The organism is Mesocryomonas lacus (assembly GCF_055730105.2).
Genome location: NZ_JBUZWF020000003.1, coordinates 1 through 23,072, shown reverse-complemented (window position 1 = coordinate 23,072; position 23,072 = coordinate 1). Strand labels below are relative to the sequence as shown.

General features: G+C 65.7%; 22 protein-coding genes, 1 tRNA gene, 1 pseudogene and 1 riboswitch. Of the genes and pseudogenes, 11 read left to right on the top strand and 13 right to left on the bottom strand.

Annotated elements, in window-relative coordinates:
- The first annotated feature begins 169 nt into the window (after window positions 1-169).
- Window positions 170-457: an ElaB/YgaM/YqjD family protein gene (locus ACZLZQ_RS09965; RefSeq protein ID WP_472936192.1), complete on the top strand. Its 288-nt coding sequence runs from the start codon at window positions 170-172 to the stop codon at window positions 455-457.
- Between the two features lie 46 nt (window positions 458-503).
- Here ACZLZQ_RS09965 and ACZLZQ_RS09960 read toward each other — a convergent pair whose 3' ends face one another.
- A complete protein-coding gene (locus tag ACZLZQ_RS09960) occupies window positions 504-1,418 on the bottom strand; it encodes a LysR family transcriptional regulator (RefSeq protein ID WP_472949256.1) in 915 nt (304 codons plus the stop codon).
- A gap of 511 nt (window positions 1,419-1,929) precedes the next feature.
- On the opposite strand from ACZLZQ_RS09960, the gene ACZLZQ_RS09955 reads away from it, so the two are divergent.
- Window positions 1,930-3,063, top strand: coding sequence for a type III PLP-dependent enzyme (locus ACZLZQ_RS09955; RefSeq protein WP_472949255.1), 1,134 nt, complete (start codon window positions 1,930-1,932; stop codon window positions 3,061-3,063).
- A gap of 99 nt (window positions 3,064-3,162) precedes the next feature.
- On the top strand, window positions 3,163-3,786 hold the full coding sequence (locus ACZLZQ_RS09950) for a GNAT family N-acetyltransferase (RefSeq protein WP_472949254.1): 624 nt from the start codon (window positions 3,163-3,165) through the stop codon (window positions 3,784-3,786).
- Between the two features lie 87 nt (window positions 3,787-3,873).
- Here ACZLZQ_RS09950 and ACZLZQ_RS09945 read toward each other — a convergent pair whose 3' ends face one another.
- Window positions 3,874-4,851, bottom strand: a complete 978-nt coding sequence (locus ACZLZQ_RS09945) for a WD40 repeat domain-containing protein (RefSeq protein ID WP_472949253.1) — start codon at window positions 4,849-4,851, stop codon at window positions 3,874-3,876.
- Window positions 4,851-5,978, bottom strand: a complete 1,128-nt coding sequence (locus ACZLZQ_RS09940; RefSeq protein WP_472936197.1) for a CobW family GTP-binding protein — start codon at window positions 5,976-5,978, stop codon at window positions 4,851-4,853. Before ACZLZQ_RS09940 ends, ACZLZQ_RS09945 begins: the two co-directional genes overlap by 1 nt.
- Window positions 5,979-6,131: 153 nt before the next feature.
- Between ACZLZQ_RS09940 and ACZLZQ_RS09935 the strand changes: the two genes are divergently transcribed.
- The gene (locus ACZLZQ_RS09935; RefSeq protein WP_472949252.1) at window positions 6,132-6,410 is read left to right on the top strand and encodes a BrnT family toxin; all 279 of its coding nucleotides are present in this window, start codon (window positions 6,132-6,134) and stop codon (window positions 6,408-6,410) included.
- Complete coding sequence (locus ACZLZQ_RS09930) at window positions 6,373-6,657, top strand: hypothetical protein (protein ID WP_472949251.1); 285 nt, start codon at window positions 6,373-6,375, stop codon at window positions 6,655-6,657. Before ACZLZQ_RS09935 ends, ACZLZQ_RS09930 begins: the two co-directional genes overlap by 38 nt.
- 3 nt (window positions 6,658-6,660) lie before the next feature.
- Here the strand turns inward: ACZLZQ_RS09930 and ACZLZQ_RS09925 are convergent, their stop codons facing one another.
- The gene (locus tag ACZLZQ_RS09925) at window positions 6,661-7,449 is read right to left on the bottom strand and encodes a creatininase family protein (RefSeq protein WP_472949250.1); all 789 of its coding nucleotides are present in this window, start codon (window positions 7,447-7,449) and stop codon (window positions 6,661-6,663) included.
- 165 nt (window positions 7,450-7,614) lie between these two features.
- On the opposite strand from ACZLZQ_RS09925, the gene ACZLZQ_RS09920 reads away from it, so the two are divergent.
- The 4 genes from ACZLZQ_RS09920 to ACZLZQ_RS09905 all read left to right on the top strand — a co-directional run bounded on the left by ACZLZQ_RS09920 (window position 7,615) and on the right by ACZLZQ_RS09905 (window position 10,811).
- Window positions 7,615-8,049, top strand: a complete 435-nt coding sequence (locus ACZLZQ_RS09920) for a MarR family winged helix-turn-helix transcriptional regulator (protein WP_472949249.1) — start codon at window positions 7,615-7,617, stop codon at window positions 8,047-8,049.
- A gap of 115 nt (window positions 8,050-8,164) precedes the next feature.
- The gene (locus tag ACZLZQ_RS09915; protein WP_472949248.1) at window positions 8,165-9,193 is read left to right on the top strand and encodes a LacI family DNA-binding transcriptional regulator; all 1,029 of its coding nucleotides are present in this window, start codon (window positions 8,165-8,167) and stop codon (window positions 9,191-9,193) included.
- Between the two features lie 9 nt (window positions 9,194-9,202).
- On the top strand, window positions 9,203-10,183 hold the full coding sequence (locus ACZLZQ_RS09910) for a 2-hydroxyacid dehydrogenase (protein ID WP_472949247.1): 981 nt from the start codon (window positions 9,203-9,205) through the stop codon (window positions 10,181-10,183).
- A 184-nt stretch (window positions 10,184-10,367) separates the two neighbouring features.
- Window positions 10,368-10,811 carry a hypothetical protein gene (locus ACZLZQ_RS09905; RefSeq protein WP_472949246.1) on the top strand — a complete coding sequence of 148 codons (444 nt, stop codon included), beginning with the start codon at window positions 10,368-10,370 and terminating at the stop codon, window positions 10,809-10,811.
- 62 nt (window positions 10,812-10,873) lie between these two features.
- Here ACZLZQ_RS09905 and ACZLZQ_RS09900 read toward each other — a convergent pair whose 3' ends face one another.
- From ACZLZQ_RS09900 to otsB, 5 genes are all read right to left on the bottom strand, one after another.
- On the bottom strand, window positions 10,874-11,560 hold the full coding sequence (locus ACZLZQ_RS09900; protein WP_472949245.1) for a GNAT family N-acetyltransferase: 687 nt from the start codon (window positions 11,558-11,560) through the stop codon (window positions 10,874-10,876).
- Window positions 11,557-12,429 carry an alpha/beta hydrolase gene (locus ACZLZQ_RS09895; protein ID WP_472949243.1) on the bottom strand — a complete coding sequence of 291 codons (873 nt, stop codon included), beginning with the start codon at window positions 12,427-12,429 and terminating at the stop codon, window positions 11,557-11,559. Before ACZLZQ_RS09895 ends, ACZLZQ_RS09900 begins: the two co-directional genes overlap by 4 nt.
- A 151-nt stretch (window positions 12,430-12,580) precedes the next feature.
- Window positions 12,581-13,219 (bottom strand): 2-dehydro-3-deoxy-phosphogluconate aldolase, encoded by a 639-nt coding sequence (locus ACZLZQ_RS09890; protein ID WP_472949242.1) that lies wholly within the window; start codon window positions 13,217-13,219, stop codon window positions 12,581-12,583.
- Window positions 13,220-13,312: 93 nt separating this feature from the next.
- A complete protein-coding gene (locus ACZLZQ_RS09885; RefSeq protein ID WP_472949241.1) occupies window positions 13,313-14,749 on the bottom strand; it encodes an alpha,alpha-trehalose-phosphate synthase (UDP-forming) in 1,437 nt (478 codons plus the stop codon).
- A 25-nt stretch (window positions 14,750-14,774) separates the two neighbouring features.
- Entirely contained in the window at window positions 14,775-15,503 is a 729-nt protein-coding gene (gene otsB, locus ACZLZQ_RS09880) for a trehalose-phosphatase (RefSeq protein ID WP_472949240.1), read from the bottom strand.
- 179 nt (window positions 15,504-15,682) lie between these two features.
- Here otsB and ACZLZQ_RS09875 point away from each other — a divergent pair, with 179 nt between their 5' ends.
- Complete coding sequence (locus tag ACZLZQ_RS09875) at window positions 15,683-16,405, top strand: NlpC/P60 family protein (RefSeq protein ID WP_472936210.1); 723 nt, start codon at window positions 15,683-15,685, stop codon at window positions 16,403-16,405.
- A gap of 25 nt (window positions 16,406-16,430) precedes the next feature.
- Here the strand turns inward: ACZLZQ_RS09875 and ACZLZQ_RS09870 are convergent, their stop codons facing one another.
- The gene (locus ACZLZQ_RS09870) at window positions 16,431-17,708 is read right to left on the bottom strand and encodes a D-amino acid dehydrogenase (RefSeq protein ID WP_472949239.1); all 1,278 of its coding nucleotides are present in this window, start codon (window positions 17,706-17,708) and stop codon (window positions 16,431-16,433) included.
- 150 nt (window positions 17,709-17,858) lie between these two features.
- A riboswitch (glycine riboswitch) is annotated at window positions 17,859-17,947 on the bottom strand.
- A gap of 84 nt (window positions 17,948-18,031) precedes the next feature.
- Window positions 18,032-19,543, bottom strand: a complete 1,512-nt coding sequence (gene betC, locus ACZLZQ_RS09865; protein WP_472949238.1) for a choline-sulfatase — start codon at window positions 19,541-19,543, stop codon at window positions 18,032-18,034.
- Window positions 19,544-19,876: 333 nt separating this feature from the next.
- Here betC and ACZLZQ_RS09860 point away from each other — a divergent pair.
- Window positions 19,877-20,769: pseudogene (locus ACZLZQ_RS09860) on the top strand (dihydrodipicolinate synthase family protein).
- A gap of 132 nt (window positions 20,770-20,901) precedes the next feature.
- Here the strand turns inward: ACZLZQ_RS09860 and ACZLZQ_RS09855 are convergent.
- A tRNA-Met gene (locus tag ACZLZQ_RS09855) sits at window positions 20,902-20,978 on the bottom strand.
- 253 nt (window positions 20,979-21,231) lie between these two features.
- Window positions 21,232-22,902: an AMP-binding protein gene (locus ACZLZQ_RS09850; RefSeq protein ID WP_472949237.1), complete on the bottom strand. Its 1,671-nt coding sequence runs from the start codon at window positions 22,900-22,902 to the stop codon at window positions 21,232-21,234.
- Window positions 22,903-23,072 lie beyond the last annotated feature (170 nt).

Below are 23,072 nucleotides of genomic sequence, written 5' to 3'. Positions count from 1 at the left end.
AAGATGCCGCCGGCCCGCACTCTCACCCCGCCGCAAGGCCGCAAGAAGCAGCGGGTTAGCAGCGTGATCCATGCCAGCGACCCGAGATCGCGCCGGCCAAGCAGGAACGATAACAGGCCAAACCGGTTTACGGACCGAACAGACATCCCCCAGCTTTGAGGAGACAGCCATGCACACCCCGACCCAAGCCGAGATCGAAGACCAGATCGCCGCGCTGCGCAACGAGGTCGCGTCGCTGACGAAGTCGCTGTCGAAGACCGGGGCATCCGCCTTCAACACAATCGAGGACCGTGCTTCAGATCTGTATGGTTACGTCCAGGATCGCAGCCCGGAAGTCGTGCGCGAACTGCGCAAGCAGGCTCGCTACATCGAGAACAGCGCCCGCGAGAACCCGGTCGCATCGATCGCCCTCGCCGCCGTGGCGCTCCTGGTGATCGGTGCCATCGCTCGCCGTTGAGCCGACAGCATTTTGAATGAAAAAACGCTCCTTCGGGGGCGTTTTTTTATGGCTCGTCCCTTTGGGCGTCGAACTTCCTGAACCAGGCGGCGAGATAGTCGACGAAGAGGCGCACGCGCATCGGCAGATGCCGACGATGCGGGAACACCGCATAAACGCCGGCCTCCTGCGGCATGTAGGCATCGAGGACGGTTACCAGCCGGCCCGCAGCAATGTCCGCTCGGACGACGAATTCCGGAATCAGTGCAAGGCCAAGACCCGCCATGACCGCCGCGCGGACGGCGACCGGGCTGTTTACCGTGAACTGTCCGGAGACGGGGACGGGAAACGGCTCGCCCTTCTCAGGGTCGGTGAACTGCCAGTTCGAGAACATGCGCGAGTTGGAATCGATGACGGCCGGATAGTTCGACAGTTCCAGCGGATGCGTCGGGGTGCCCAGCCGCTGCAGCAGCGTCGGACTGGCGCAGAGCGAGAGGTCGAGCGATGTCAGCTTGCGGGCGATCATCGAGGAGTCGGTGAGGCGCGTCATCCGGATGGCGACGTCGAACCCCTCCTCCACGAGATCGACGAAGTTGTCGTCGAGCTGGATGTCTAAAGAGATGTCGGGATGCGCGACGGCGAAGTCGACCAGCGAATGGCCGAGTTCGGCGTCGCCGAAAGTGCGGGCTGCCGAGATCCGTATCCTGCCCTTCGCCTCGCCTGTCGCCTCCCGGGCCTCCTCGTTGAGGCTTTCGAGATCGGCGAGGATGGCCGAGGCCCGGGTGAGATAGACCTCGCCGGCGCCGGTCAGAGCGATCTGCCGTGTGGTGCGGTTGATCAGAAGGACGCCGAGTTCGTCCTCGAGCTCGCGCACGTATTTCGACAGCAGCGCCTTGGACCGGCCGGTCTTGCGCGCAGCCGCCGAAAACCCTTCGTTCTCGATGACGGCGATGAAGGCGCGCATGCGCGTCAGCGTGTCCATGGGCGCTCCAGGCTGGCGTGAAACTTGTGTTTTGTTGCCGCAAGTCGACACTTGCTCCCTTCCTCGGCTGCATGGCCGAGAAAATCAACTGAGTGCCCATTTTCCGGTTGTGTATGACGAAACACGGTCATACATAGCGCTTGCCCAAAGTCGCACGAGCCTGTGGGCGTCCCCCGATCCTCATATGCGAGGGCCATCGGGCCGGTCCTGGAGATTGCCTCCAGTCGACTGCGCAGCAAGCGCAATCGAGGACGCCTTAAAGCAACGACGGTGCGGGCTTTTTTGGTCTCCCCTGGTCTCCACAGCCGGGAATACTGAAGAGGCACACCCTCATTGCCCCATGTGCGGCGGGTTCAAGCCCTCCAAGCCAAGGCAGACAACGATCGACCCGGAGCGACAGCCCCGAGTTCGAGCCACGTCGCGGACCGACCAACCTTGTGAAACGCCTTGCCGGCGATCCAGGGAACGCTTGTGTCCGCCCTCGCCACCCTTGGTTTACGGGAATTGCCCCATGGCTACGCAGCGCATCCTCGACTTCCTCGCCACCCGACGTCCGACTGGCCCTTGCCTCGTCGTCGATCTCGATGTGGTCGAGACCAATTTCAACGCCTTCCGCAAGGCGCTGCCGGATTCGTCGATCTATTATGCCGTGAAGGCCAATCCTGCGCCGGAAGTCCTGCGCCTCCTTTCAGCGCTCGGCTCCAGCTTCGACTGCGCCTCGGTCGCCGAGATCGAGATGGCGATGGATGCCGGCGCGACCGCCGACCACATCTCCTTCGGCAACACCATCAAGAAGGAGCGCGATGTCGCGCGTGCCTTCGATCTCGGTGTCCGGCTGTTCGCCGTCGACTGCGTCGAGGAAGTCGAGAAGGTTGCCCGCGCAGCGCCCGGTGCCAAGGTGTTCTGCCGCGTCCTGACCAATGGCGAAGGCGCCGAATGGCCGCTGTCGCGCAAGTTCGGCTGCGTGCCGGCGATGGCGATCGACGTGCTGGTGCACGCCAAGAGTCTCGGCCTTGTCGCCACCGGCGTCTCGTTCCACGTCGGCTCGCAGCAGACCGATACCGAGGCCTGGGATGCGGCCATCGCCGATGCCAGCCACGTCTTCCAGACGCTGGCCGAGAAGGGCATCGTGCTGACGCTGGTCAACATGGGCGGCGGTTTCCCGACGCGCTACCTGAAGGACGTGCCCTCGGCGGAAGCTTACGGCCGCTCGATCTTTTCGTCGCTGCGCCGGCATTTCGGCAACAAGATCCCGGAGACGATCATCGAGCCAGGCCGCGGCATGGTGGGCGACGCCGGCGTGATCAAGGCCGAGGTGGTCCTTGTCTCCCGCAAGTCGGCGACCGATGAGAACCGCTGGGTCTATCTCGATATCGGCAAATTCGGCGGCCTCGCCGAAACCATGGACGAGGCGATCCGCTATCCCATCACCACCCAGCGGGATGGTGACCGGATGGAGCCTTGCGTGCTGGCCGGCCCGACCTGCGATTCGGCCGACGTGCTCTACGAGAAGAAGCCCTACCCGCTGCCGATCACGCTGACGGTCGGCGACGAGGTGCTGATCGAGAACACCGGCGCCTACACGACGACCTATTCGGCCGTCGCCTTCAACGGCTTCGAACCGTTGCGATCCTACGTGATCTGAGTTCCGGCGCGTCCCTAGCGCCGGGCCTTCGCCCGCGCGCCGGACGCCCTTCAAGCTCCGGCGCCCCCTCTCGGCCTCTCCTGATACGAGGTTGATCCCATGATCGCATCTGCCATTTCCGCCGTCGCTGCGATGTCGCCGCGCGTCGCCCCCTATTTCCAGATCTTGACCGAGACCGCCGGCGACGTCGCCGCGCGCGAGGCGCTGCTCGACCGCGCCATGGGTCCCGGCCGTCGCCGCAAGTCGTCGGAATCGATCCGCCGCGGCCGCCAGCCGGCCGAAGGCCTGTCGCTGGTCGCCAAGGGCGAAAACGGCGAACTCCTCGGCACCGTCCGGCTCTGGCACGTCGCCGCTGGCGCTGCGGGTGCGCCCGCCCTGATGCTCGGCCCGCTCGCGGTCGCACCGGAACTCGCCGGCTACGGCATCGGCGTTGCCTTGATGCGGCGCGCGATTGCCGAGGCGCAGTGGCGCGGCCACGGGGCCATCGTCCTTGTCGGCGACCCCGACTACTATGCGCGTTTCGGCTTTACCGCCGAACCAGCCGCAGAGCTCGCCATGCCCGGCCCGTTCGAGCGGCACCGCCTGCTCGGACTGGCGTTGAAGCCGGGTGCTTTGGCGGGTGCGGCCGGCCTGATCCGGCCGACCGGCGTCCGCGCCGTGGCTGCACGCTTGTCTGCAGCTGCCTCGGCGCCGTCCACTCGCATCGGCTCGGCCGCCCGGTAGTCATTCCTTACAGGTAGAGCTCCGGACGCCGCATTTCTGCGTCCGGAGTGCCGGCATTAGAGTGCCGGCTTCCCGTGCTTTCCAGCATTAGCTGGCAATGTCGACGACTCCCGCCTCGCCTTCCTCGCTGCCGAAGACAAGCCGAGCACCCTTCGCGTCCCAGCCCATGGTTCGAACCGCACTTTTGCCGCCCCGGCGGAGCACCGCCTCGCGGTTGTCCGAGATCCGGACGGCGAGGATCATGCCGTCCTCGTAACCGATCGCCAGCATGTCCTCGACCGGATGGCAGGCGACCGCCGTGACCATGCTGTCACCGCGGGTGCCGAGTTCGAGCGGCGCCTTGCCGATCGGGCCTTCCTTGCCGGAAAAAGGCCAGAGGATCGCCGCCGGTGCGCCGGAGGTGGCGAGGTACTTGCCTTTGGCAGACCAGGACCAGTCCTTCACCTTGGCGGGATAGCCCGTCATCTTCATGTGCTTACCGTCCTCGACCCGCCAGCCATGCAAGGCATTCTCATGCATGCGGGTGACGAGGAAGCGTCCGTCCGGCGAGAAGGCGATGCCGATATGTGCGCCCTTCCATTCGAGAAGGGCCGGCGGGCTGTCGGTGCCGGCGAAGAACAGCGAGGTCCCGTCATAGCGCGCGGTGGCCATGCGCAAGCCCTTCGGCGCAAAGGCGATGTCCTCGACCGAGCGCTCGTGCGCAAACGCCTTCAGCGTACCGTCGGCGAGACGGACCGTTGCGGTGCGGCCATTGGCAAAGCCGACCACCCCGTTCGGGCCGCCGGCCACCGCGTCGATCCATTTCCGGCCGATCGACGCTAGCTCGATATGGCTGCCGTCGGCGGTGATGGCGAGCACGCGGCCATCCTCGCCGCCCGTCAGCAGTCTCTGGCCGAAACTGTCATAGCGGGCCGTGGTCAACCCGCCGCGATGCGCCTCGATGGTGCGCTCTCCCCCGGCGGGAAAGCGCACGGTGCCGTCGGCCAGCGCGAACACCGGCTCGTCTTTCAGAAACAGTGCCGTCTCGACGAAACCCTCGAAATCATAAGGGGCGATCGAGGGCATCAGGCATCGGCTTTCTGGCGAACCGCACATTCCTCAAAGGCGGCCGTGAGCGAGGCGCGGTCGAGATCGCGGCCGATGAACACCAGCCGGCTCTCGCGCGGCTCGTTATCGCGCCATGGCCGCTGGTGGTCGCCCTCGATGATCATGTGGACGCCTTGGACGACATAGCGATCGGGATCTCCGGCAAAGGCGATGATGCCCTTGAGGCGCAGGATGCTCGGGCCTTGCGCCTGGGTCAGCGCCTGGATCCACGGGAAGAACTTCTTCTGGTCCATCTCGCCGCCGCGCAGCGACACCGACATTACGGTGACGTCGTGGATCGGTGAGGCAGGGCCGTGATCATGTCCATGATGGTCGTGGTCGTGATGGGCATGATCGTGATCGTGGCCGTGCGCGTGATCGTGGCTGTGATCGTGGCCGCAGCTTGGGCCGCAATTCTCGTCGTGCACATGCTCGTCGTGCGAGTGCCCGGCCTCGACGAGAAACTCCGGCTCGGCATCGAGAACACGCGACAGGTCGAACGCGCCCTGGTCGAGCACCCGGTCGAGCGCGATTTCGGCGCGCTGGGTCCGGTGGATCACCGCATGCGGGTTGATCGCCCGCACCGTCGCTTCGATCTTGGCGAGTTCCTCGGGCGTCACGAGGTCGGTCTTGTTGAGAAGGACGACGTCGGCGAAGGCGATCTGGTCCTCGGCCTCGCGGCTATCCTTCAGGCGCAAGGGCAGGTGCAGCGCATCGACCAGCGCTACTACGGCGTCGAGCCGGGTCTTGGCGCGCACGTCCTCGTCCATGAAGAAGGTCTGCGCCACCGGCACGGGGTCGGCGAGGCCGGTGGTCTCGACGATGATACCGTCGAAGCGGCCCTTGCGCTTCATCAGCCCCTCGACGACGCGCACCAGATCGCCGCGCACCGTGCAGCAGACGCAGCCATTGTTCATCTCGTAGATCTCTTCGTCCGATTCGACGATGAGGTCGTTGTCGATTCCGATCTCGCCGAACTCGTTGACGATGACGGCATAGCGCTTGCCGTGGTCGCCGGAGAGGATGCGGTTGAGCAAGGTGGTCTTGCCCGAGCCGAGATAGCCGGTGAGAACGGTGACGGGAATCTGTGCTGACGTGTCGGACATCTCTGCCTCCTTGATGGTCGGCCGGATATAGGCGCGTCGAGCGAGGATTGCACGGGGGTGGGTGCAAAGCCGGCCAAGGGCAAATCGCTGGGCGTTCTCAGGGGCGAAGCCTAGGCTTAGGCGCAGAGACCGATTCCAGGAGCGCTCCGTGGTATGGATGAGTTCGAATGGGACGAGGCGAAGCGTACGGTTAACCTCGAGAAGCATTCGGTCGACATCTTGAAGGCCGCCCGCATTTTCCGTGGACCCACCATCGACGTGGTCGATCGGCGGTCGGCGTACGGCGAGGAGCGCATCCGGTCTGTCGGCATTGTCGGCGATGAGTGCTATGTTGTGGTCTGGACTTGGCGGGGTCGCGCCCGCCGTCTGATTTCCGCTTGGAAGGGAGGACGCCGTGACCGGAAAAAATATCAGGCGGGCAACGCTCGATGAGATTTTCGAAATGGATCGACGCGGCGAACTATACCACAACCCCGACGCCCCGGACGGCCCCGAGCTCGGCGACGAGTTCTGGGCGAATGCCGTGGTCTCGCCCGCCCCGCCGCACGACACCATCGTGTTGCCGGTGCAGCGCGAGGTGATGGAGTGGTTCAAGCGGGAATACCCGGACTATCCCCACCGCATGAACGAGATCCTGCGCGACTACATGCAGGCCAAGGACATCAAGAAGGCGGGCTGACGCTCACGCCAGTCGCGCGAGATCGAAGGCCAGGACGTCGGCGATCATCTCGGCAAAGCCTGCCGCCTGGTATGCCGCGATCGCCGCGCCCTTCTCCGCCGTCGCCAAGCGCGTGTCGCCGACGACGCCGGCCGCGTTGAGGTCGCCCGCCATCCAACCGAAGTTCAGACGGCCGTGCGCCCGCAGCCGCCGCATGTCGCGCGCAAGCTCGGTCTGCAGCGAGCGGAAATCGTCGATCTCTTCGCTGCGCACGAGATCCGGACGGAAATGCAGCATCAGCGCCGTCTCCACCGCGCCGCCATGGATCCCGTCAGCGATCTCCGCATCAGGAAGGAGGCCGTCTGGGTAGCCGAAGCGCATCCAGCTGCAGGTGGCGACGAACAGGCCGAGCGAGCGGCGCAGCTCCAGCGCCGCCGTCTCCATCACCGGCGTGTTGCCGCCATGCGAGGAGACGAGGATGATCCGGCGGAAGCCGGCTTCCGAGAGGCTTTCGCCGATCCGGATAAGGCTCGTCGTCGCGGTCTGCCAGTCATGGTCGATGGTGCCGGGGAAATGCGTGTGCTCGGCCGACTTGCCGATCCGCAGCGTCGGCAAAAAGGTCGCGCGCAGCCCGGCCGGCAACAGCCTGGCGGCGGCGGCAACCATCCCGTCGGCGATGATGGCGTCGGTGCCGAGCGGCAGGTGGGCGCCATGCTGCTCGATCGCGGCGATCGGTAGGATGGCGACGGCACCGGCAAGATCGTCATCGCCGGCCAGCTCGCTCGACGTCATTTCCTCGTAGAATCGACGCATCACGCTTTCGTCCCGCTGTCGCCGGCCTGTTGCCGCGCCCGTGCTCTCTACCCCGCGCTGCCCGGCGGCGGAAGCGCGGCTAGACTTTGCCCGGTCGCTTGTCCATCTTGCGCGCCAGCGCTGGGCGGGAACCGGATGACACCCAAGAAAAAGAAAAGGTCGACGATGACCCAGCTCGTGCTCTCCGCCCGTGCGGGCCGGACTGCGCTGTCGGCTCGGCTGTCGGCGATGGGAATTTATCCCGGCCAGGATGCAGTTCTGCTGGCGCTTGGCGCCGAGGACGGGATGTCGCTGCGCGACCTTGCCGACCGGCTGACGGTGCGGCCGCCAACCATCACCAAGACCGTCGCCCGGTTGGCTGGCCAGGACCTCGTGGAAAAGCGCGCCTCGGGCACCGATGCCCGCCAGAGCCACGCCTTCCTGACCGAAAAGGGCCGCGCGCTGGTGGCGGAAGTGCGCGAGACCCAACGGGCGGTCGAGCGCTATGCCCTGCGCGGCCTGTCGGAAAAGGAGCGCAAGACGCTGCGCAAGCTGCTGCAGCGGGTGGAACGCAATCTCGTACCCGAAACCGAAACGGACGAGGCGCCCCTTGACGCGTGAGGCCGTGAAATGGGTCTGGCGCCAGCGCGCCGGGTCCACCCGCAATTATTTTCTTCCCGCACCCGCCGGTCTTTGCCATACGTCCAGAATGACGAGCGAGATGGACCGGACATAGGTGGCGCAGAAGGTCAAACTCTCGACGATCGCCGATGCGCTCGGCCTGTCGACCGCCACCGTTTCGCTCGCGCTGCGGGATAGCCCGCTGGTCGCCGAGGTGACGCGGGAGCGCATCAAGGAAGAGGCCCGCACCTCCGGCTACATCTACAACCGCCGCGCCGCGAGCCTTCGGACCTCGAAGTCCGGCATCGTCGGCGTCTGCGTGCACGACATCATGAACCCGTTCTTCGGCGAGATCCTGAAGTCGATCGAGGATGAGCTCGATCGCCACCGCCAGACCTTCATCCTCTGCAACCATTATGACGAGCTGTCTAAGCAGCGTTCCTTCGTCGACACCATGTTGCAGCTGGGTGCCGACGGCATGATCCTGTCGCCGGCGATCGGCACGCCACCCTCCGACATTCACCTCGCCGAAGAGAACGACCTGCCTTGCGTGCTGATCGCCCGTACCGTCGAGGGCTCGGGCGTCACCAGCTTTCGCGGCGACGACAGTTTCGGCATGGGCCTCGCCGTCCAGCACCTCATCGGCCGCGGCCATCGGCGCATCGCCATGATCGGCGGCACGGAGATGACCTCGACCGGGCGCGAACGCGAACGCGGCTACCTTCGTGCGCTTTCCGAGGCCGGCATCGACTTCCAGCCGGAATGGCGGATCAGCGGGCCGCGCAGCCGTCATTCCGGCTTCGACGCGACGGGGCAGTTCCTGGCGCTCGAGGACCGACCGACGGCCGCCTGCTGCTTCTCCGACCTCGTGGCGCTCGGCTTCATGTCCGGCCTCAGCCGCGCGGGCCTGCGCCCGGGCGTCGATGTCGCCGTCATGGGCTATGACGACATCGACGAGGCGGCGATCGCCATGCCGTCGTTGTCGACCGTCGCCAATGGCCAGAGCGAGGTTGGCCGCCGCGCCGCCGCCGCCCTCCTCGCCCGCCTGCAAGGCGAGCCCGGCTCCGGCAAGGTCGAGCTGATCACGCCCCAGCTCAAGATCCGACAATCCTGCGACTATGCCTGGCCGGGCCAGACGGCCTGAGGAGACGACATGACCGATCTGAAGTCCGTCCGCGTGCTGGTGTCCGGCAAGCTGCACGCGCCGACCCTCGAGCGGCTGCGCAGCGTGTTCGATGTCCACTATCTCCCCGACGGCGCGATCGACGCGATGAGCGAAGCCGAACGCGCCGCCGTGCGGGGCGTCGCCCTGCGCGGCGGCATGACGCCGGCAAAGCTGGCGCTGCTGCCGAACGCTGAGATCGTCGCAAGCTTCGGTGTCGGCTATGACGGGATCGACGCGGCAGATGCTGCCGAAAAGGGCGTCGCTGTCGCTAACACGCCCGACGTGCTGAACGACGAAGTGGCCGACACCGCCGTGGCACTCCTCCTCAACACAGTGCGCGAGTTGCCGAAAGCCGAGGCCTATCTGCGCGCGGGCGACTGGGTGTCGAAGGGCGACTATCCCCTCACCCGCATGACGCTGCGCGGCCGCCGCATCGGCATCATGGGCCTCGGCCGGGTCGGCCTCGCCGTCGCCAAGCGTCTCGAGGCCTTCGGTGTCAGCATCGCCTACCACAACCGCTCGCAGCGCAACGACGTGCCCTATGCCTACCATCCGACCCTCACCGCGCTGGCGGAGGCGGTGGATACGCTGGTGATCGTGGCGCCCGGTGGCAGCAGCACCGACAAGGCGGTGAACGACACCGTTCTGAAGGCGCTCGGACCCGATGGCGTGCTGATCAATGTCGGGCGCGGCACGGTGGTCGACGAGGCCGCGTTGATCTCGGCCCTGCAGGACGGCACCATCCGCGCCGCCGGTCTCGACGTCTTCGCACACGAGCCGAAAGTGCCGCAGGCGCTGCTCGACGCGGACAATGCCGTGCTGCTGCCGCATGTCGGCTCGGCCTCGGTGCACACGCGCGATGCGATGGGCGATCTCCTGGCGGACAACCTCGTCGCCTGGTTCGAGGGACGCCATCCGCCGACTCTGGTGCCCGAAAGCGAGAAGGCCGGCCTCTCGCCCCGGCGCTAAACCTGTCTACCCGGCAGTCCCAGCCCGCCATCACATGCCCTCCATCACGGCGGTGACAGGCGGCGGACGTGCGCTCTGCTCCCGCGAGCGTCATGAAGAAAGCGTTTGCTTCGACAGTTTCGGTTAACCTTTGGTTCATAGTATGCGGACGATAAGTTCGGTCAATCCGACGAGGAGAGCCGTGATGAGATTTGTCGCCATAGCCATGGCCATCGGTGTGCTCGGCACCTTTCTGGCCTCCAACCTGCAGGGCGCAGTCCTGTCGGGAGACGTCCGTCCCGCGACGCTCCTGACCGACGACACGATCACCGGAAGCGTCGTGCCGCTGAACCGACAGGAGGCGCCCGACGCGGTGCGCCTGATCGATCTGCGCACCGGTGCCACCTGCAAGCTCGCCAAGCCCGATCCTGAGGCAAGGACGTTCCAGCTGATGCTGTTCGGGCCCGACTGCAGCCGGTCGCCCGGCATGTCGCGCGCCGCCTACTGGCGCTCGACCGACAATGGCGCGCTGATCATCGCCGACAGCGGCGGCGGCACGGTGCTGGAATTCGCACCGGGCGACGGCGTGCTCTACGAGAGCATCTATCCCGACAACGAACTGATCACCATCGTCCCTGCCAAAAGCTGAAGCGGGAGGTCCTGGAAAGCCAGGCAGCGCAAAGACTTTCCAGGACCGCAGATCCACGAGCTCTATGCCGCTGAGCGCGTCCTGATCTCGTTGAGGGACAGTCGCTGGCGGCCCGTACCATCGTCGTTTGACGGATCGAGCCACGCTTCGAAGGCTTGTTTCAGCCGCGGCCAGTCACCGTCGAGGATGGCGTACCAGGCGGTATCCCGGTTCCGGCCCTTGACGATCAGGTGCTGGCGAAAGAGCCCCTCCCAAGTAAAACCCAGCCTCTCGGCCGCGCGCTTCGATGGCGCGTTGGCGTCGTTGCATTTCCACTCGAAGCGGCGGTAGCCGAGCGTGTCGAAGACGTAGGCCATGAATAGGGAGAACGCCTCGGTCGCCGCCGCCGTCCGCTGCAGCGCCGGCGACAGGCAGACATGCCCGATCTCCGTGACGCCGTTTTGGGTATCGGTGCGCATCAGCGCAGCGACGCCGGCGGCCGTGCCGGTGGCTTTCTGGATGATGGCGTAGAAGACCGGCTCGCCGCCGAGATAGGTCGTGCGCGCAAAGGTCTCGAACGCAGCGCGGTCGGCGAAGGGGCCGTAAGGCAGCCAGGCCCAGATCGCGCCCTCCGCGTCGGCCGCAAAAGCTTCGTAGAGCTCGCCAAAGCGCGTTTCGTCGACGATCTTCTCCAGCCGTACATGCCGTCCGTTTGCCGCAAGGCTGTCCGGGCGCGCACGTGGCGCGAAGGTCGACAGGTCTGCGGTCATGAGTGGCTCCGGATGAAGGCGAGGACTTTCGGGCGTATCGTCTTGTCGCCGAACGGCAGAGCCGTCGCCAGCGCGCTGATCGCACCAACATGATCGACGCCCTCGACGATGTCGACATTCGCCACGCCGCCGGCGGCCTTGACCTTCGAGCCGAGCGACCGCGTGTTCTTCGGATCAACGGTCGTGTCGTCGGATCCCGCGATCAGCAGCATCGGCGGCGTGCCCGAACGAACGAAGTTCACCGGCTGGCTGGCGGCAAGGAGGTTCTTCGGGAAGATGCGGATGTATCGCTCTTCGGTCAGCGGCAGGAAGTCGTAGGGACCGGCGAGCCCGATGAAGCCGGCAAAGCGGCGGTTCGGCGCATTGGCCACGCCGAGATAGTGCGGGTCGAGCGTCAGGAGCGATGCGATCTGGGCGCCGGCGGAATGACCCATCATGAACACCGGACGCTCGCCGCCGGGAAGCGCGTCGGTGCCACGCCGTGCGAGAGTCTCGATCGCCGCGACCGCCTTGGCGCCATCCTCGACGAAACCCGGAAACTTCACCTCGGGATAGACCCGGTAGTCAGGAATGGCGACGGCAATGCCCTCGCTCGCCAGCGACTGGCCGACGAAGCCATAGATGCCCTTGTCGCCTGAATCCCAGGCACCGCCATAGATGAAGATCACCAGCGGTGTCTTCGCCGTCGCCCCATCCGGCACGTAGAGATCGAAGGTGCCGCGATCGCCCTCGGCATAGCGCAGGCCGTGCTGGACGGAATAGCCGGACTTGCTGGTGATGGCGTTGAGGACGGCGGGGCCGGCGCAGGCGACGAGACCGGCGGTCAAGCCGCAGACAGCGGCGAGAACGAGAAAGAGGCGGAGCAACATGAAAACCTGCGGGAGACGAAACGGGAGGCCATAGCGTCACCGAGTTCAGCCGCGATCAAGCCGTCCGGTGACCGGCTGCGATCACTCTCTCGTGCCGGCCCGGCCGCGGCCTGTCACCGGTACAACCGGCGCGGGCGGCCGGGCTTTGCGCTCAGGCGCGCAACGCCGCGGCTTCGGCGGCAAGGCGGGTGATCTCGGCGAAATCGCCGGCGGCGAGCGCTTCTTTCGGCGCGACCCAAGACCCGCCGACGCAGACGACGTTCGGCAGCGCCAGGTAGTCGGCGACGTTCTTCATCGACACGCCGCCCGTCGGGCAGAAGCGGATCTGCTGGAAGACCGGCGCGAGCGACTTGAGATAGGCGATGCCGCCGGACTGCTCGGCGGGGAACAACTTGAGGAGGTCGTAGCCTTCCTCGAGCATCGCCATCAGCTCGCTCGGCGTCGTCGCCCCCGGCAGCAGCGGCACGGACGAACCCTTGGCGGCGTCGAGCAGTTCGACGGTGGTGCCCGGCGAGACGATGAACTTTGCCCCCGCCTCCTGCGCCTGGTCGAATTGCTTGGGATTGAGAATGGTGCCGGCGCCGCAGACGCATTCCGGCACTTCGGCCGAGACGGCGCGGATGGCATCGAGCGCCGCGGGGGTGCGCAGCGTGATCTCGATCGCCTTCAGCCCGCCCCTCGCCAGCGCCCGCGCCAGTTCGACAGCCTCGGCGGCGCTCGACACGGCGACGACCGGCATGACCGGCTGCGCCGTCAGGATGCTCATCAGGAGGTCTTTGTTCTGCGCCATCGTCATCTTCCGCTCTGCATGTCCTCTCGGACGGTGGAAAAGCTCTAGCGCAACTGGCGCCCGAACCGAAACCTCATCCGATGCTTTTCGCCGTCAGGTCCACCGCCGCGGCGAGAACGGATCCTCGACCGTCGGATGCCCTTCGGTCTCGGCGGTCTCCAGCGCGGCGATGAAGCTGTCGCACCAGTGCGCTGCCGTGCCCTCGAACACCCGCGCGCGCATTGCCTGATAGCGCCGCTGGCGCTCCTTCAGCGGCATGGTCAGCGCTTCCTGCAGCTTGCGCGCCATGTCGTCGGAGGAATACGGATTGACCACCAGCGCATCCATCAGCTCGGCCCGCGCGCCGGCAAAGCGCGAAAGGATGAGGACGCCGGGATCATCGGGATCCTGGGCCGCGACGAACTCCTTGGCGACAAGGTTCATACCGTCGCGCAGCGGCGTGACCATGCAGACCCGCGCCGCCCGGTAGATCCCCGCCAGCGCGCGCCGTGTGAAGCCGGTCGTCATGATCTTGACCGGCGTCCAGTCGAGCGTCGAGAAACGGCCGTTCAGATTGCCGGCCAGGCCCTCGAGCTCGGCGCGCAGGTCCATGTAGGCGTCGAGTTCGGATCGCGACAGCGGCGCGATCTGAAGGAAGTTCACGTTGCCGCGGTTGTCCGGGTAGTCCTCCAGCAGCCGTTCGAAACCGTGCAGCCGCTCGACAAGGCCTTTGGAATAGTCGAGGCGATCGACGCCGACGATCTGCAGCCGGTCGCGGCCGATGTCGCGCAGCATTTCCTCGTGCTCGCTTGCCTCGGGGGACATCGCGAATCGGGCGAACCCTTCCGCGTCGATGCCGATCGGAAACGCCGAGGCCTGCACGACGCGGTCCCCGACACGGATCCGGTCGCCCGGCAGCTTCTCGCCGCCCAACTCGTGCACGCAGAAGTTCGCGAAGTTGCGCCGGTCCTGCGGGGTCTGGAAGCCGATGAGGTCATAGGCAAGCATCGCCCGCACCATGTCGTGCGAGCCCGGCAGAGCGGTGAAAATCTCCGGTGGGGCGAAGGGAATGTGCAGGAAATAGCCGAGGCGACCATCGAAGCCCGCTTGCCGCAGCTCCAGCCCCAGATAGAAGAAATGATAGTCGTGTACCCAGACGATGTCGTCGTCGCTGACGAGTTCGGCCAGCGCCAGTGCGAAGCGCTTGTTGACGGAGCGATAGATCCGGTCGGATTCCCGGTCGAACTGCACGAGGTCGAGCCGGTAATGCAGCAGCGGCCAAAGCGAGCGGTTGGCATAGCCGAGATAGAAGCCGTTCTGCTCCTCCTCGGTCAGATCGATCGTCGTCAGCGCCGTCGAGCCGAACACCTCGGTCTTCGGCGTCGCGGTCTCGGCGTCTTCGGCGGTCTCGCCGCTCCAGCCGAACCACAGCCCGCCGCGACGCCGCAGCGCGTCGGCCAGACCCACGGCCAGACCGCCGGCCTTCCCCTCGTCGCTGAGCGGGCCGACCCGGTTGGAAACGACGACGAGCCTTTTCTGGGCATCCTTCATCGGATTGCTCTCCTGTTGGCGCCGCTCACGCCGCATCCGCCCCGAGCCAGCGGTGCACCGCGGCGACGTCCTCCAGCCGGAACTCGGCAACGGTCGGAGCGGCTCCGACCTTGATCGAAATGCCGCCGGCTTCCCGCACGAAGGCGAGCGCGAATTCGTCGGTCACGTCGTCGCCGGCATAGACCGGCACGCGACCGGCAAAGGCTGGCTCGAGCAGGAGGTCGGCCAGCGCCTTGCCCTTGTCCATGCCCGCCGGATGCACCTCCACCACCCCGTCGCCCGCCATCACCGCAAGGTCGACTCGCCCGGCGGTGACCTCGGCCATGATCGCCTGCGCGGTCGGCCCCAGAGCCGGTACGGTGCGGTAGTGCAGCACCAGCGCGGTGCCCTTATCCTCAAGGTGAAGGCCGGGAAAAGCCGCAAGGCGCGCGGTCAGGGCGGAACGGAGGTCGTCGAGATCGGCAGGCTCGGCCAGCCGCAGCGTCGGCCCGGCCGGATGCAGGCGCCGTTCGAGCCCGTGCACGCCGGCGGCCGCGAACTCGAGCGGCGCCAGGAACTGGTCGAGATCGGCGATCTGGCGACCGCTGACGATGCCGAGCGCACCGGAGAGTTCTGACTTCAGGACGGTGAGCCGGTCGAGCACGGCGGGCTCGATCCTGACGCCCGCAGGGTCGTCGCAGAAGCCGACGAGGGTGCCGTCGAAGTCGAGAAAGAGCGCGTGCGTCGGGGCATGCAGAGAAGGGGGTAACGTCATGCGCCGGTAGATAGCATGAAGGGCCGGCAAAGCCACCTTCCGCACGGCAACAGCCCGACCGTGCGATGAGCCGCAAGTCAGCCAACAAAAGAAGCCGGAGAGGACCTCGCTTTAACAATATACACCAGCCATCTCCCTCCTCTATACAATATAGATATCTCAGAGGCGGGAGGCTTTGAATGCTGACAACCCGTGATATCCAGAAGAGACTGATCGATCTTGGCTACAATCCCGGTGTAGTGGACGGGGTCCGTGGCCGGCAGACGATTGCCGCCATCCGCGAGTATCAGACCAACCAAGGCCTGTTGGCGGATGGCATTGTCGGTCCGGTGACCCGCAGCAAGCTGTTCGGAACGTCGCCAGGCCTTCTGGTAATGACCACCGGGGCACCGCTGGGCGCCGAGCCGGACCTGCCCTGGTATGAGGAAGCCCGCCGCCTGCTGGGTGTGCGGGAAGTATCCGGCGGCGGCAGCAATCGGCAAATCCTCGACTGGGCAAAGGACCTCGACGTCGCCTATTCCGGAGACGACGTACCATGGTGCGGGCTGTTCGTCGGCCACTGCATCGGATCGACGCTTCCCGACGAGAACCTTCCCTCGTCTCTTCTCAGCGCGCGGAGCTGGCTCAAGTTCGGCCGCCCCTGTGCCCCGACCAAAGGCTGCATCCTCGTTTTCTGGCGGGGCGAGCCGCAAGGCAGCAAAGGCCATGTCGGCTTCTACGCCGGTGAAGACGAAGACAGTTTCTACGTCCTGGGTGGCAACCAGTCCGACCGTGTCAGCATCGCCCGTGTCGCGAAAGCGCGCCTTCTGGACACGCGCTTTCCGACAACCGCCGTCTTCGGCGAACGGCGAACCGTGCTGCTGACGCCCGGCTCGGATCCTTTTTCGACAGACGAAGCCTGACGGAAGGGAAGCGAGCCCGGCGCTATCAGGCGGCCTGTTGGCTGGACAGAACGGTTTCCGACAGTCTCACTGCCTTCGGCGCCGTCTTCATCGCGCCCGCCACCGTGCCGGCCACCATGTCGGCGGTGATGCCGCACAGCGTCCAGCCGAGATGGCCGTGGCCGGTATTGTAGAAGACGCCCGGCAGTTTGCCGGCGCCGACGCGCGGGATCATGTTCGGCATCATCGGGCGCAAGCCCGCCCAGGGGACCGACGACACGGTCGAGACGCCGGGGAAGCGCTTCTGCACCCACTCGGCCATTGGCGTGATCCGGGACATTCGGATGTCGCGGTTCTCGCCGGCGAACTCCGCCGTGCCGGCGACGCGCAGTCGGTCGAGGCCGAGCCGGCTGGTGACGATCTTCGCCTTGTCGTCGAGGAGGCTCACCCAAGGGGCGGCCGCCTGGCTCGCCTCGTCGCGAAGGTTGACCGTCAGCGAGTAGCCCTTCACCGGATAGATGTTGACGCGGTCGCCGAGCATGGCGGCAAAGCGCCGGCTCTGGGTGCCGGCGCAGACCACGATACCGTCGAAATGCCGGAGATCGGCCTGTCCGGCGACACTGTAGGCGACGTCGACGCCCGCGCCGGTATGCTTCAGCGTCGCGACCACGGCGTCGTAGCAGAAGCTGACGCCCTTTCTGGCAGCGGCTGCCGCGAGGCCGTGGGTGTACTTGTGGATGTCGCCTGTGAAATCGCTCTCGGTGAAGAAGCCGCCGTGGAAGGTGCCGGCAATGTTCGGCTCGATCGCGGCGATCTCGGCCGGGGTCACCGCGCGGCGGTCGAGCCCGCCCTCGGCGAGCATGGCGTTGACGGCCAGGCCATGGTCGAACTCGGCCTTGGTCTCGTAGACGTGCAGGATGCCGCGCTTCTCGAGGTCGAAGGAGACGCCTTCGGCATCGGCCATGGCGATCAGATGGTCGCGGGCGGCGACGGCAAGACGCGCCGTGGCGACGGTGTTCTCACGATAGTTCTTCGCGGCCAGCACGAATTCCATCATCCAGGAGATCTTGTGCCAGGACGGCGCGGGATGGACGAGCAGCGGCGCGTCCTTCTTCAACATCCACTTCAGACCCTTGAGGAAGGTCGAAGGATGGTTCCAGACCTCGGCGTTCGAGGCGGAGAGCTGGCCGCCATTGGCGAACGAGGTCTCCATGCCGGCATGCGACTGGCGGTCGAAGACCGTCACGTCATAACCGAGGGCGTTGAGCTTATAGGCAGTCGTTACGCCGGTGATACCGGCGCCGATCACGGCAATAGAGGTCACATCGATCCTTCCGACCAAGGAGGTGCCCTCCCCGGTCCATCGTTGTGCCCCTCCGTTCCTGGCCTGAGAGTTTCACGCCGCGGGATGATCCCGCTGGACGCTTGCTCCTTCGGCGGACGGGTTTGACGCCGTCACTCTCCGGATATGTCTTGAACCGCGCGGTCCTTTGTGCCTGAGAGTTTCCGGGGCGGTTGCTCCTTCGGCGCCGGACTAAAACCGGTCTCTCCCGCTGCGGCAGGTGGTCGCAACACTACGCCCGCAGCCCCCGGCGAGCAAGTGCGAAACGCCGTTGCTGCACCTGCGAAGACTGGCTTTTGCGGGGTTTATTCTCCGCGTGGATAACGCTTCGATTCTTCCAGGATGTTGAGGTCCATATGGTTGCGCATGTAGCGCTCCGAGGCCTTCTGCAGGGGCTGGTAGTCCCAAGGGTAATAAGCCCCGTTGCGCAGGGCCTCGTAGGTCACGTGCCGCCGTGCCTGGCTCTCGCGCACCGCCCGGTCGAAGGCCGGCAGGTGCCAGCGGGCGGCGACCTCCGCCTTAAACCGCGCGACGGTCTCGAGCTGCGCCGGATCGGCGGCAAGGTTCGTCCGCTCATGCGGGTCGGCGCCGAGATCGAACAGCTGCGGCGGATCCATGTCGCACAGAGTGAATTTAAAGCGTCCCTCGCGCAGCGCGACCATCGGCGCGATGGATCCCTCGGCGGCGTATTCCATTGGCACCGCGGCACTCCGCCGCCCCGCCGCCCGGGTCTCGAGCAGCGAGATGCCGTCCGTCCACGGCGCAATCTCCGCGAGATCAATCCCGGCAAGATCCGCCAGCGTCGAAACGATGTCGAGCGTCGAGACAGGCGTTGCCACCCGCCCCGGCTCGATCCCCGGCCCCGCCAGCATCAGCGGCACCCGCGCGGATCCCTCGAAGAAGTTCATCTTGAACCAGAGGCCGCGCTCGCCCAGCATGTCGCCATGGTCGGAGGTGAAGAGCACGACCGTGTTCTCGTCCATCCGGCAGCGCTTGAGGATATCGATGAGCTCGCCGATCTTCTCATCGACATAGGAGATGTTGGCGAAATAGCCGCGGCGGGCGCGCGCGGTCTCCTCGTCCGAAATGGCATAGGCGGCATCGTCGCAGGCCGTCATCAGGCGCTGCGAATGCGCGTCCTGCTCATCGAACGGAATGCGGGGGACGGTCGGCTGCAGCGCCGGGCAATTGTCATAGAGATCCCAGTATTTTCGCCGGGCGACATAGGGGTCGTGCGGATGGGTGAAGGACACCGTCAGGCAGAACGGCCGCGTCTCGGCGCCGCGCGACAGGTCGTAGAGTTTCTGTCCGGCGAGGTGGGCGACATCGTCGTCGTATTCGTACTGGTTGGTGATCTCCGCGACCCCCGCACCGGTGACGGAGCCAAGGTTATGGTACCACCAGTCGATCCGCTCGCCCGGCTTTCGATAGTCCGGCGTCCAGCCAAAGTCGGCGGGATAGACGTCGGTCGTCAGCCGCTCCTCCAGCCCGTGCAGCTGGTCCGGCCCGACGAAGTGCATCTTGCCGGACAGCGCGGTGAAATAGCCGGCGCGGCGCAGGTGATGCGCATAGGTCGGGATCGAGGAGGCGAACTCCGCCGCATTGTCGTAGACGCCAGTCCTCGACGGCAACTGCCCCGACATCAGCGATGCCCGAGCCGGCGCACAGAGCGGGCTCGCGGTGTAGCAGTTCGCGAACCGCACGGAGCGCTCGGCCAGTTCCTTCAGGTGCGGCGCGTGCAGGAAATCGGCGGGGCCATCGGGAAACAGCGTGCCGTTCAGCTGGTCGACCATGAAAATCAGGATATTCGGGCGCATCGGGTCCTGCAGCTGGCTGGCGGTTATGGATGACGGATGACGGATGACGGAGCCTATGCGACGATCGGCTGGCCACCGCAAGCCGGCTGGCCACCTCGGGAGGATAGGATCGCCGCGCGACAGACGAGCGGTCCAGCAACGCCGCGACCGGCCGCAATGAGGATAACGGGACCGGACGTCACAGAAGTGCACGCCAGGCAGAGATAAGACGATCTGACAGGCGATCCGGCGCACTCTCCTGCCGAAGCGCGACGCGGTTTCCCTTGCAAGCCAAACATGGAAGTCTGGCGCCCTGCGGTCCTTGAAGGACGCCAGCGATTTCAGGATGCCCGCATGACGCTGTTTCATGGCCTTTCCGCTTTTCCGATCACGCCGACCGACGGGCATGGCGTGGTCGACCGTCCGGCACTGGCGAAACTGGTCGAACGCCTTTGCAGCGCCGGCGTCGATTCCATCGGCCTCCTCGGTAGCACCGGCGGCTATGCCTATCTCGGCCGGGCTGAGCGCCTCGGCGCGGTCGAGACGGCAGCGAGTGTCTGCCAGAACAGCGTGCCGCTGATCGTCGGCATCGGGGCGCTCGCGACGGACGAGGCGATAGATTTGGCCCGCGACGCCGCGGCGCTGGCGCCAGCGGATTGCTGCTGGCGCCAGTCTCCTACACTCCGCTGCTGGAGGAGGAGGTCTACCAGCACTGTGCCGCCGTCGCAGCCGCAACGCCCCTGCCGCTCTGCATCTACAACAACCCGGCGACGACGCACTTCACCTTCAGCCCGACCTTGCTCGCCCGCCTTGCAGCGCTGGCGACCATCGAGGCGGTCAAGATGCCACTGCCGTCGGACGGAGATGTTTGCGGCGAACTGGCACAGCTGCGCGAGATCACGCCAAGCGGCTTTGCCATCGGCTACAGCGGAGACTGGGGCGCTGCCGACGCAATGCTGGCAGGAGGAGACGCCTGGTACAGCGTCGTCGGCGGCTTGCTGCCGGTCTCGGCCCTCCGCCTTTTGCGCGCCGCGAAGGGCGGCGATACCGCAGAGACGCGCCGGCTCGATCAGCTCTTCCAGCCGCTCTGGCACCTCTTCAAGGAGTTCGGCAGCATCAGGGTGATCCATGCCGCCGCAGAGCACCTGCAGCTGACCACCGCTGCGCCACCGCGGCCGATCCTCCCCCTCGACGCGCGCGCATATCACCGCGTGGCAGAAGCCCTCGCGGCGCTCGGCGAGGGATAATGCGGGAAGCTGTCGCGGCCGGTCTTTCTCCCAGCGCCCAGCGTTGCGACATCGGCAAACGAGGCAATCTTAAGGAGCGTAATTTTCAGAGGGCCGAAACAAAGGCGGCCCCACGATTGCTCGTGGGGCCGTTGGTTGCGGGGACAGGATTTGAACCTGTGACCTTCAGGTTATGAGCCTGACGAGCTACCGGGCTGCTCCACCCCGCGCCATTTCCGAGACGCTTGCGTTCGTTGCCGAACCCGTCGTCTGCGGTGAGCTCGGTATATGCGACAGCGCGATGAATGGAAAGGGCCTGGCGGAATTTTGTGACAAAAAGTTTGCCAGCGTCGAGGCATGCTCGAAACCGTCGGGCCTTGTCGGCGCAAAATAAACGTCATTGCACCGGCAATTGCAATCCAGCGCCGGAGGCCTGCCTCCTCTGGCCGGCCTGAATGCCGAATCGATGATGATGCGACTCGGCTAGTCGTCGCGTAATTTGCGTCGCAGGACTTTTCCAACGTTCGACTTCGGAAGCTCGTCGCGAAATTCGATATGCTTGGGTCGCTTGTAACCGGTCAGTGCGCTCTTGCAGTAGGCCTTCACCGTGTCGGCGGTCATGGCGGCATCGGCGGTCACCACAAAAAGCTTGACCGCCTCCCCCGAGCTTTCGTCGGGCACGCCGATCACCGCTGCCTCGATGATCCCCGGCATCTGGGTAACGATCTCCTCGATCTCGTTGGGATAGACGTTGAAGCCCGAGACGTTGATCATGTCCTTCTTCCGGTCGACGATGGCGAAGTAGCCGTCCGGCCGCATCACCCCGATGTCGCCGGTCTTGAAGTACCCGTCTTCGGTCATCGCCCGCGCCGTCTCGTCGGGGCGATTCCAGTAGCCGGCCATCACCTGCGGCCCGCGAATGGCGATCTCCCCCCGCTCCCCCGCTGCCACATCCCGGTTCTCATCGTCGAGGATCCTGAAATCGGTGGAGGGAAGCGGCAGACCGATTGTGCCGGTGTAGGAGACATCGTCGACCGGGTTGCAGCTGGCCGACGGCGAGGTCTCCGACAGTCCGTATCCCTCGCAGATCGCACTCCCCGTCAGCTCGAACCAGGCCTTCGCCGTCGCCGGTTGAACTGCCATGCCGCCACCGACCGAGAGTTTGAGGCTCGACCAGTCGACGCTGCCGGCATCCTTGTGCCGGGCAAGCGCTGCAAAAAGCGTGTTGACCGCCGGGAAAGAGTGGAAGGGCTGCGCTTTCAGAGCCTTGAACACGCTCGGCAGATCCCGCGGATTGACGATCAGCACATTGCAACCACCTGTGCGCATGGCGAGCATCAGGTTCACGGTGAATCCGAAGATATGGTAGAGCGGCAAGGCTGAGATGGTCACCACCTGCTCGCCTTGCGGGATGCGCTGCATGGCCGGCGAATGCCAGAGCTCGGATTGCAGGACATTGGCGATGATGTTGCGGTGAAGCAACGTTGCGCCCTTGGAAACGCCGGTGGTGCCGCCGGTATACTGCAGAACCGCGACGTCCTCGAGCGTCGTGTCCACCTTCCGGAATGCCGCTGCCTTGCCCTTGGCGATCGCCGCGGCCCAGCGGACGGCACCGGGCAGAGCGTAGGCCGGCACCATCTTCTTCACCCGGCGCAGCACGAAGTTCACCAACAGGCGCTTCGGTGCCGGCAGCATGTCGCCGACAGCGGTGAGGACGATGTGCTCAATCGGCGTCGTGCCCCGGCACACCTCCAGCGTATGCGCCATGTTCTCGAGGATGACGATCGCCCGGGCGCCCGAATCCGCCAGCTGGTGCTCCAGTTCGCGCGGCGTGTAGAGTGGATTGGTGTTGACCACGACCATTCCGGCCCGCAGCACACCCGCCACGGCGACGCCATACTGCGGCACGTTCGGCATCATCAGCGCGACCCGGTCTCCCTTCACCAGCCCGAGCGACTGGAGATAGGACGCGAACGCGTGAGACTGCCGGTCCAGTTCACCAAAGGACACCGAGGTGCCCATGAAGTGGAACACCGGCAACGCTCGGTGTCGGGTAAAGGCTTCATCGAAGAGGTCGGTCAGCGACCGATAGGGAAATGCCGGCAGATCAGCCGGAATCGCGGCAGGGTAATGCGCCAGCCATGGTCTCTGCATGCTCGTTCCTCCCGCTCAGGAGGCTATACGAGACAAGAGCAAAACGAAATTGCTTTCCGTTTACGTCAACGGCAGCCAGACGTTCGGTACCCATGCGCCTCTCGGCGCGCCTCGTAAACGACGACAAATCACTTCGCCTAGTGATACTGTTGGCCTTCTCTTGGCATACC

Excerpts from the sequence above, each read along its gene's own strand:
- betC (WP_472949238.1), bottom strand. The coding sequence starts at position 19,543 with ATGCGCCCGAATATCCTGATTTTCATGGTCGACCAGCTGAACGGCACG.
- ACZLZQ_RS09850 (WP_472949237.1), bottom strand. The coding sequence starts at position 22,902 with ATGCAGAGACCATGGCTGGCGCATTACCCTGCCGCGATTCCGGCTGAT.
- ACZLZQ_RS09920 (WP_472949249.1), top strand. The coding sequence starts at position 7,615 with ATGACCCAGCTCGTGCTCTCCGCCCGTGCGGGCCGGACTGCGCTGTCG.
- ACZLZQ_RS09960 (WP_472949256.1), bottom strand. The coding sequence starts at position 1,418 with ATGGACACGCTGACGCGCATGCGCGCCTTCATCGCCGTCATCGAGAAC.
- ACZLZQ_RS09885 (WP_472949241.1), bottom strand. The coding sequence starts at position 14,749 with ATGAAGGATGCCCAGAAAAGGCTCGTCGTCGTTTCCAACCGGGTCGGC.
- ACZLZQ_RS09900 (WP_472949245.1), bottom strand. The coding sequence starts at position 11,560 with ATGACCGCAGACCTGTCGACCTTCGCGCCACGTGCGCGCCCGGACAGC.
- ACZLZQ_RS09940 (WP_472936197.1), bottom strand. The coding sequence starts at position 5,978 with ATGTCCGACACGTCAGCACAGATTCCCGTCACCGTTCTCACCGGCTAT.
- ACZLZQ_RS09935 (WP_472949252.1), top strand. The coding sequence starts at position 6,132 with ATGGATGAGTTCGAATGGGACGAGGCGAAGCGTACGGTTAACCTCGAG.
- ACZLZQ_RS09955 (WP_472949255.1), top strand. The coding sequence starts at position 1,930 with ATGGCTACGCAGCGCATCCTCGACTTCCTCGCCACCCGACGTCCGACT.
- ACZLZQ_RS09950 (WP_472949254.1), top strand. The coding sequence starts at position 3,163 with ATGATCGCATCTGCCATTTCCGCCGTCGCTGCGATGTCGCCGCGCGTC.
- ACZLZQ_RS09875 (WP_472936210.1), top strand. The coding sequence starts at position 15,683 with ATGCTGACAACCCGTGATATCCAGAAGAGACTGATCGATCTTGGCTAC.
- ACZLZQ_RS09895 (WP_472949243.1), bottom strand. The coding sequence starts at position 12,429 with ATGTTGCTCCGCCTCTTTCTCGTTCTCGCCGCTGTCTGCGGCTTGACC.
- ACZLZQ_RS09905 (WP_472949246.1), top strand. The coding sequence starts at position 10,368 with ATGAGATTTGTCGCCATAGCCATGGCCATCGGTGTGCTCGGCACCTTT.
- ACZLZQ_RS09910 (WP_472949247.1), top strand. The coding sequence starts at position 9,203 with ATGACCGATCTGAAGTCCGTCCGCGTGCTGGTGTCCGGCAAGCTGCAC.
- ACZLZQ_RS09890 (WP_472949242.1), bottom strand. The coding sequence starts at position 13,219 with ATGGCGCAGAACAAAGACCTCCTGATGAGCATCCTGACGGCGCAGCCG.
- otsB (WP_472949240.1), bottom strand. The coding sequence starts at position 15,503 with ATGACGTTACCCCCTTCTCTGCATGCCCCGACGCACGCGCTCTTTCTC.
- ACZLZQ_RS09945 (WP_472949253.1), bottom strand. The coding sequence starts at position 4,851 with ATGCCCTCGATCGCCCCTTATGATTTCGAGGGTTTCGTCGAGACGGCA.
- ACZLZQ_RS09925 (WP_472949250.1), bottom strand. The coding sequence starts at position 7,449 with ATGCGTCGATTCTACGAGGAAATGACGTCGAGCGAGCTGGCCGGCGAT.
- ACZLZQ_RS09965 (WP_472936192.1), top strand. The coding sequence starts at position 170 with ATGCACACCCCGACCCAAGCCGAGATCGAAGACCAGATCGCCGCGCTG.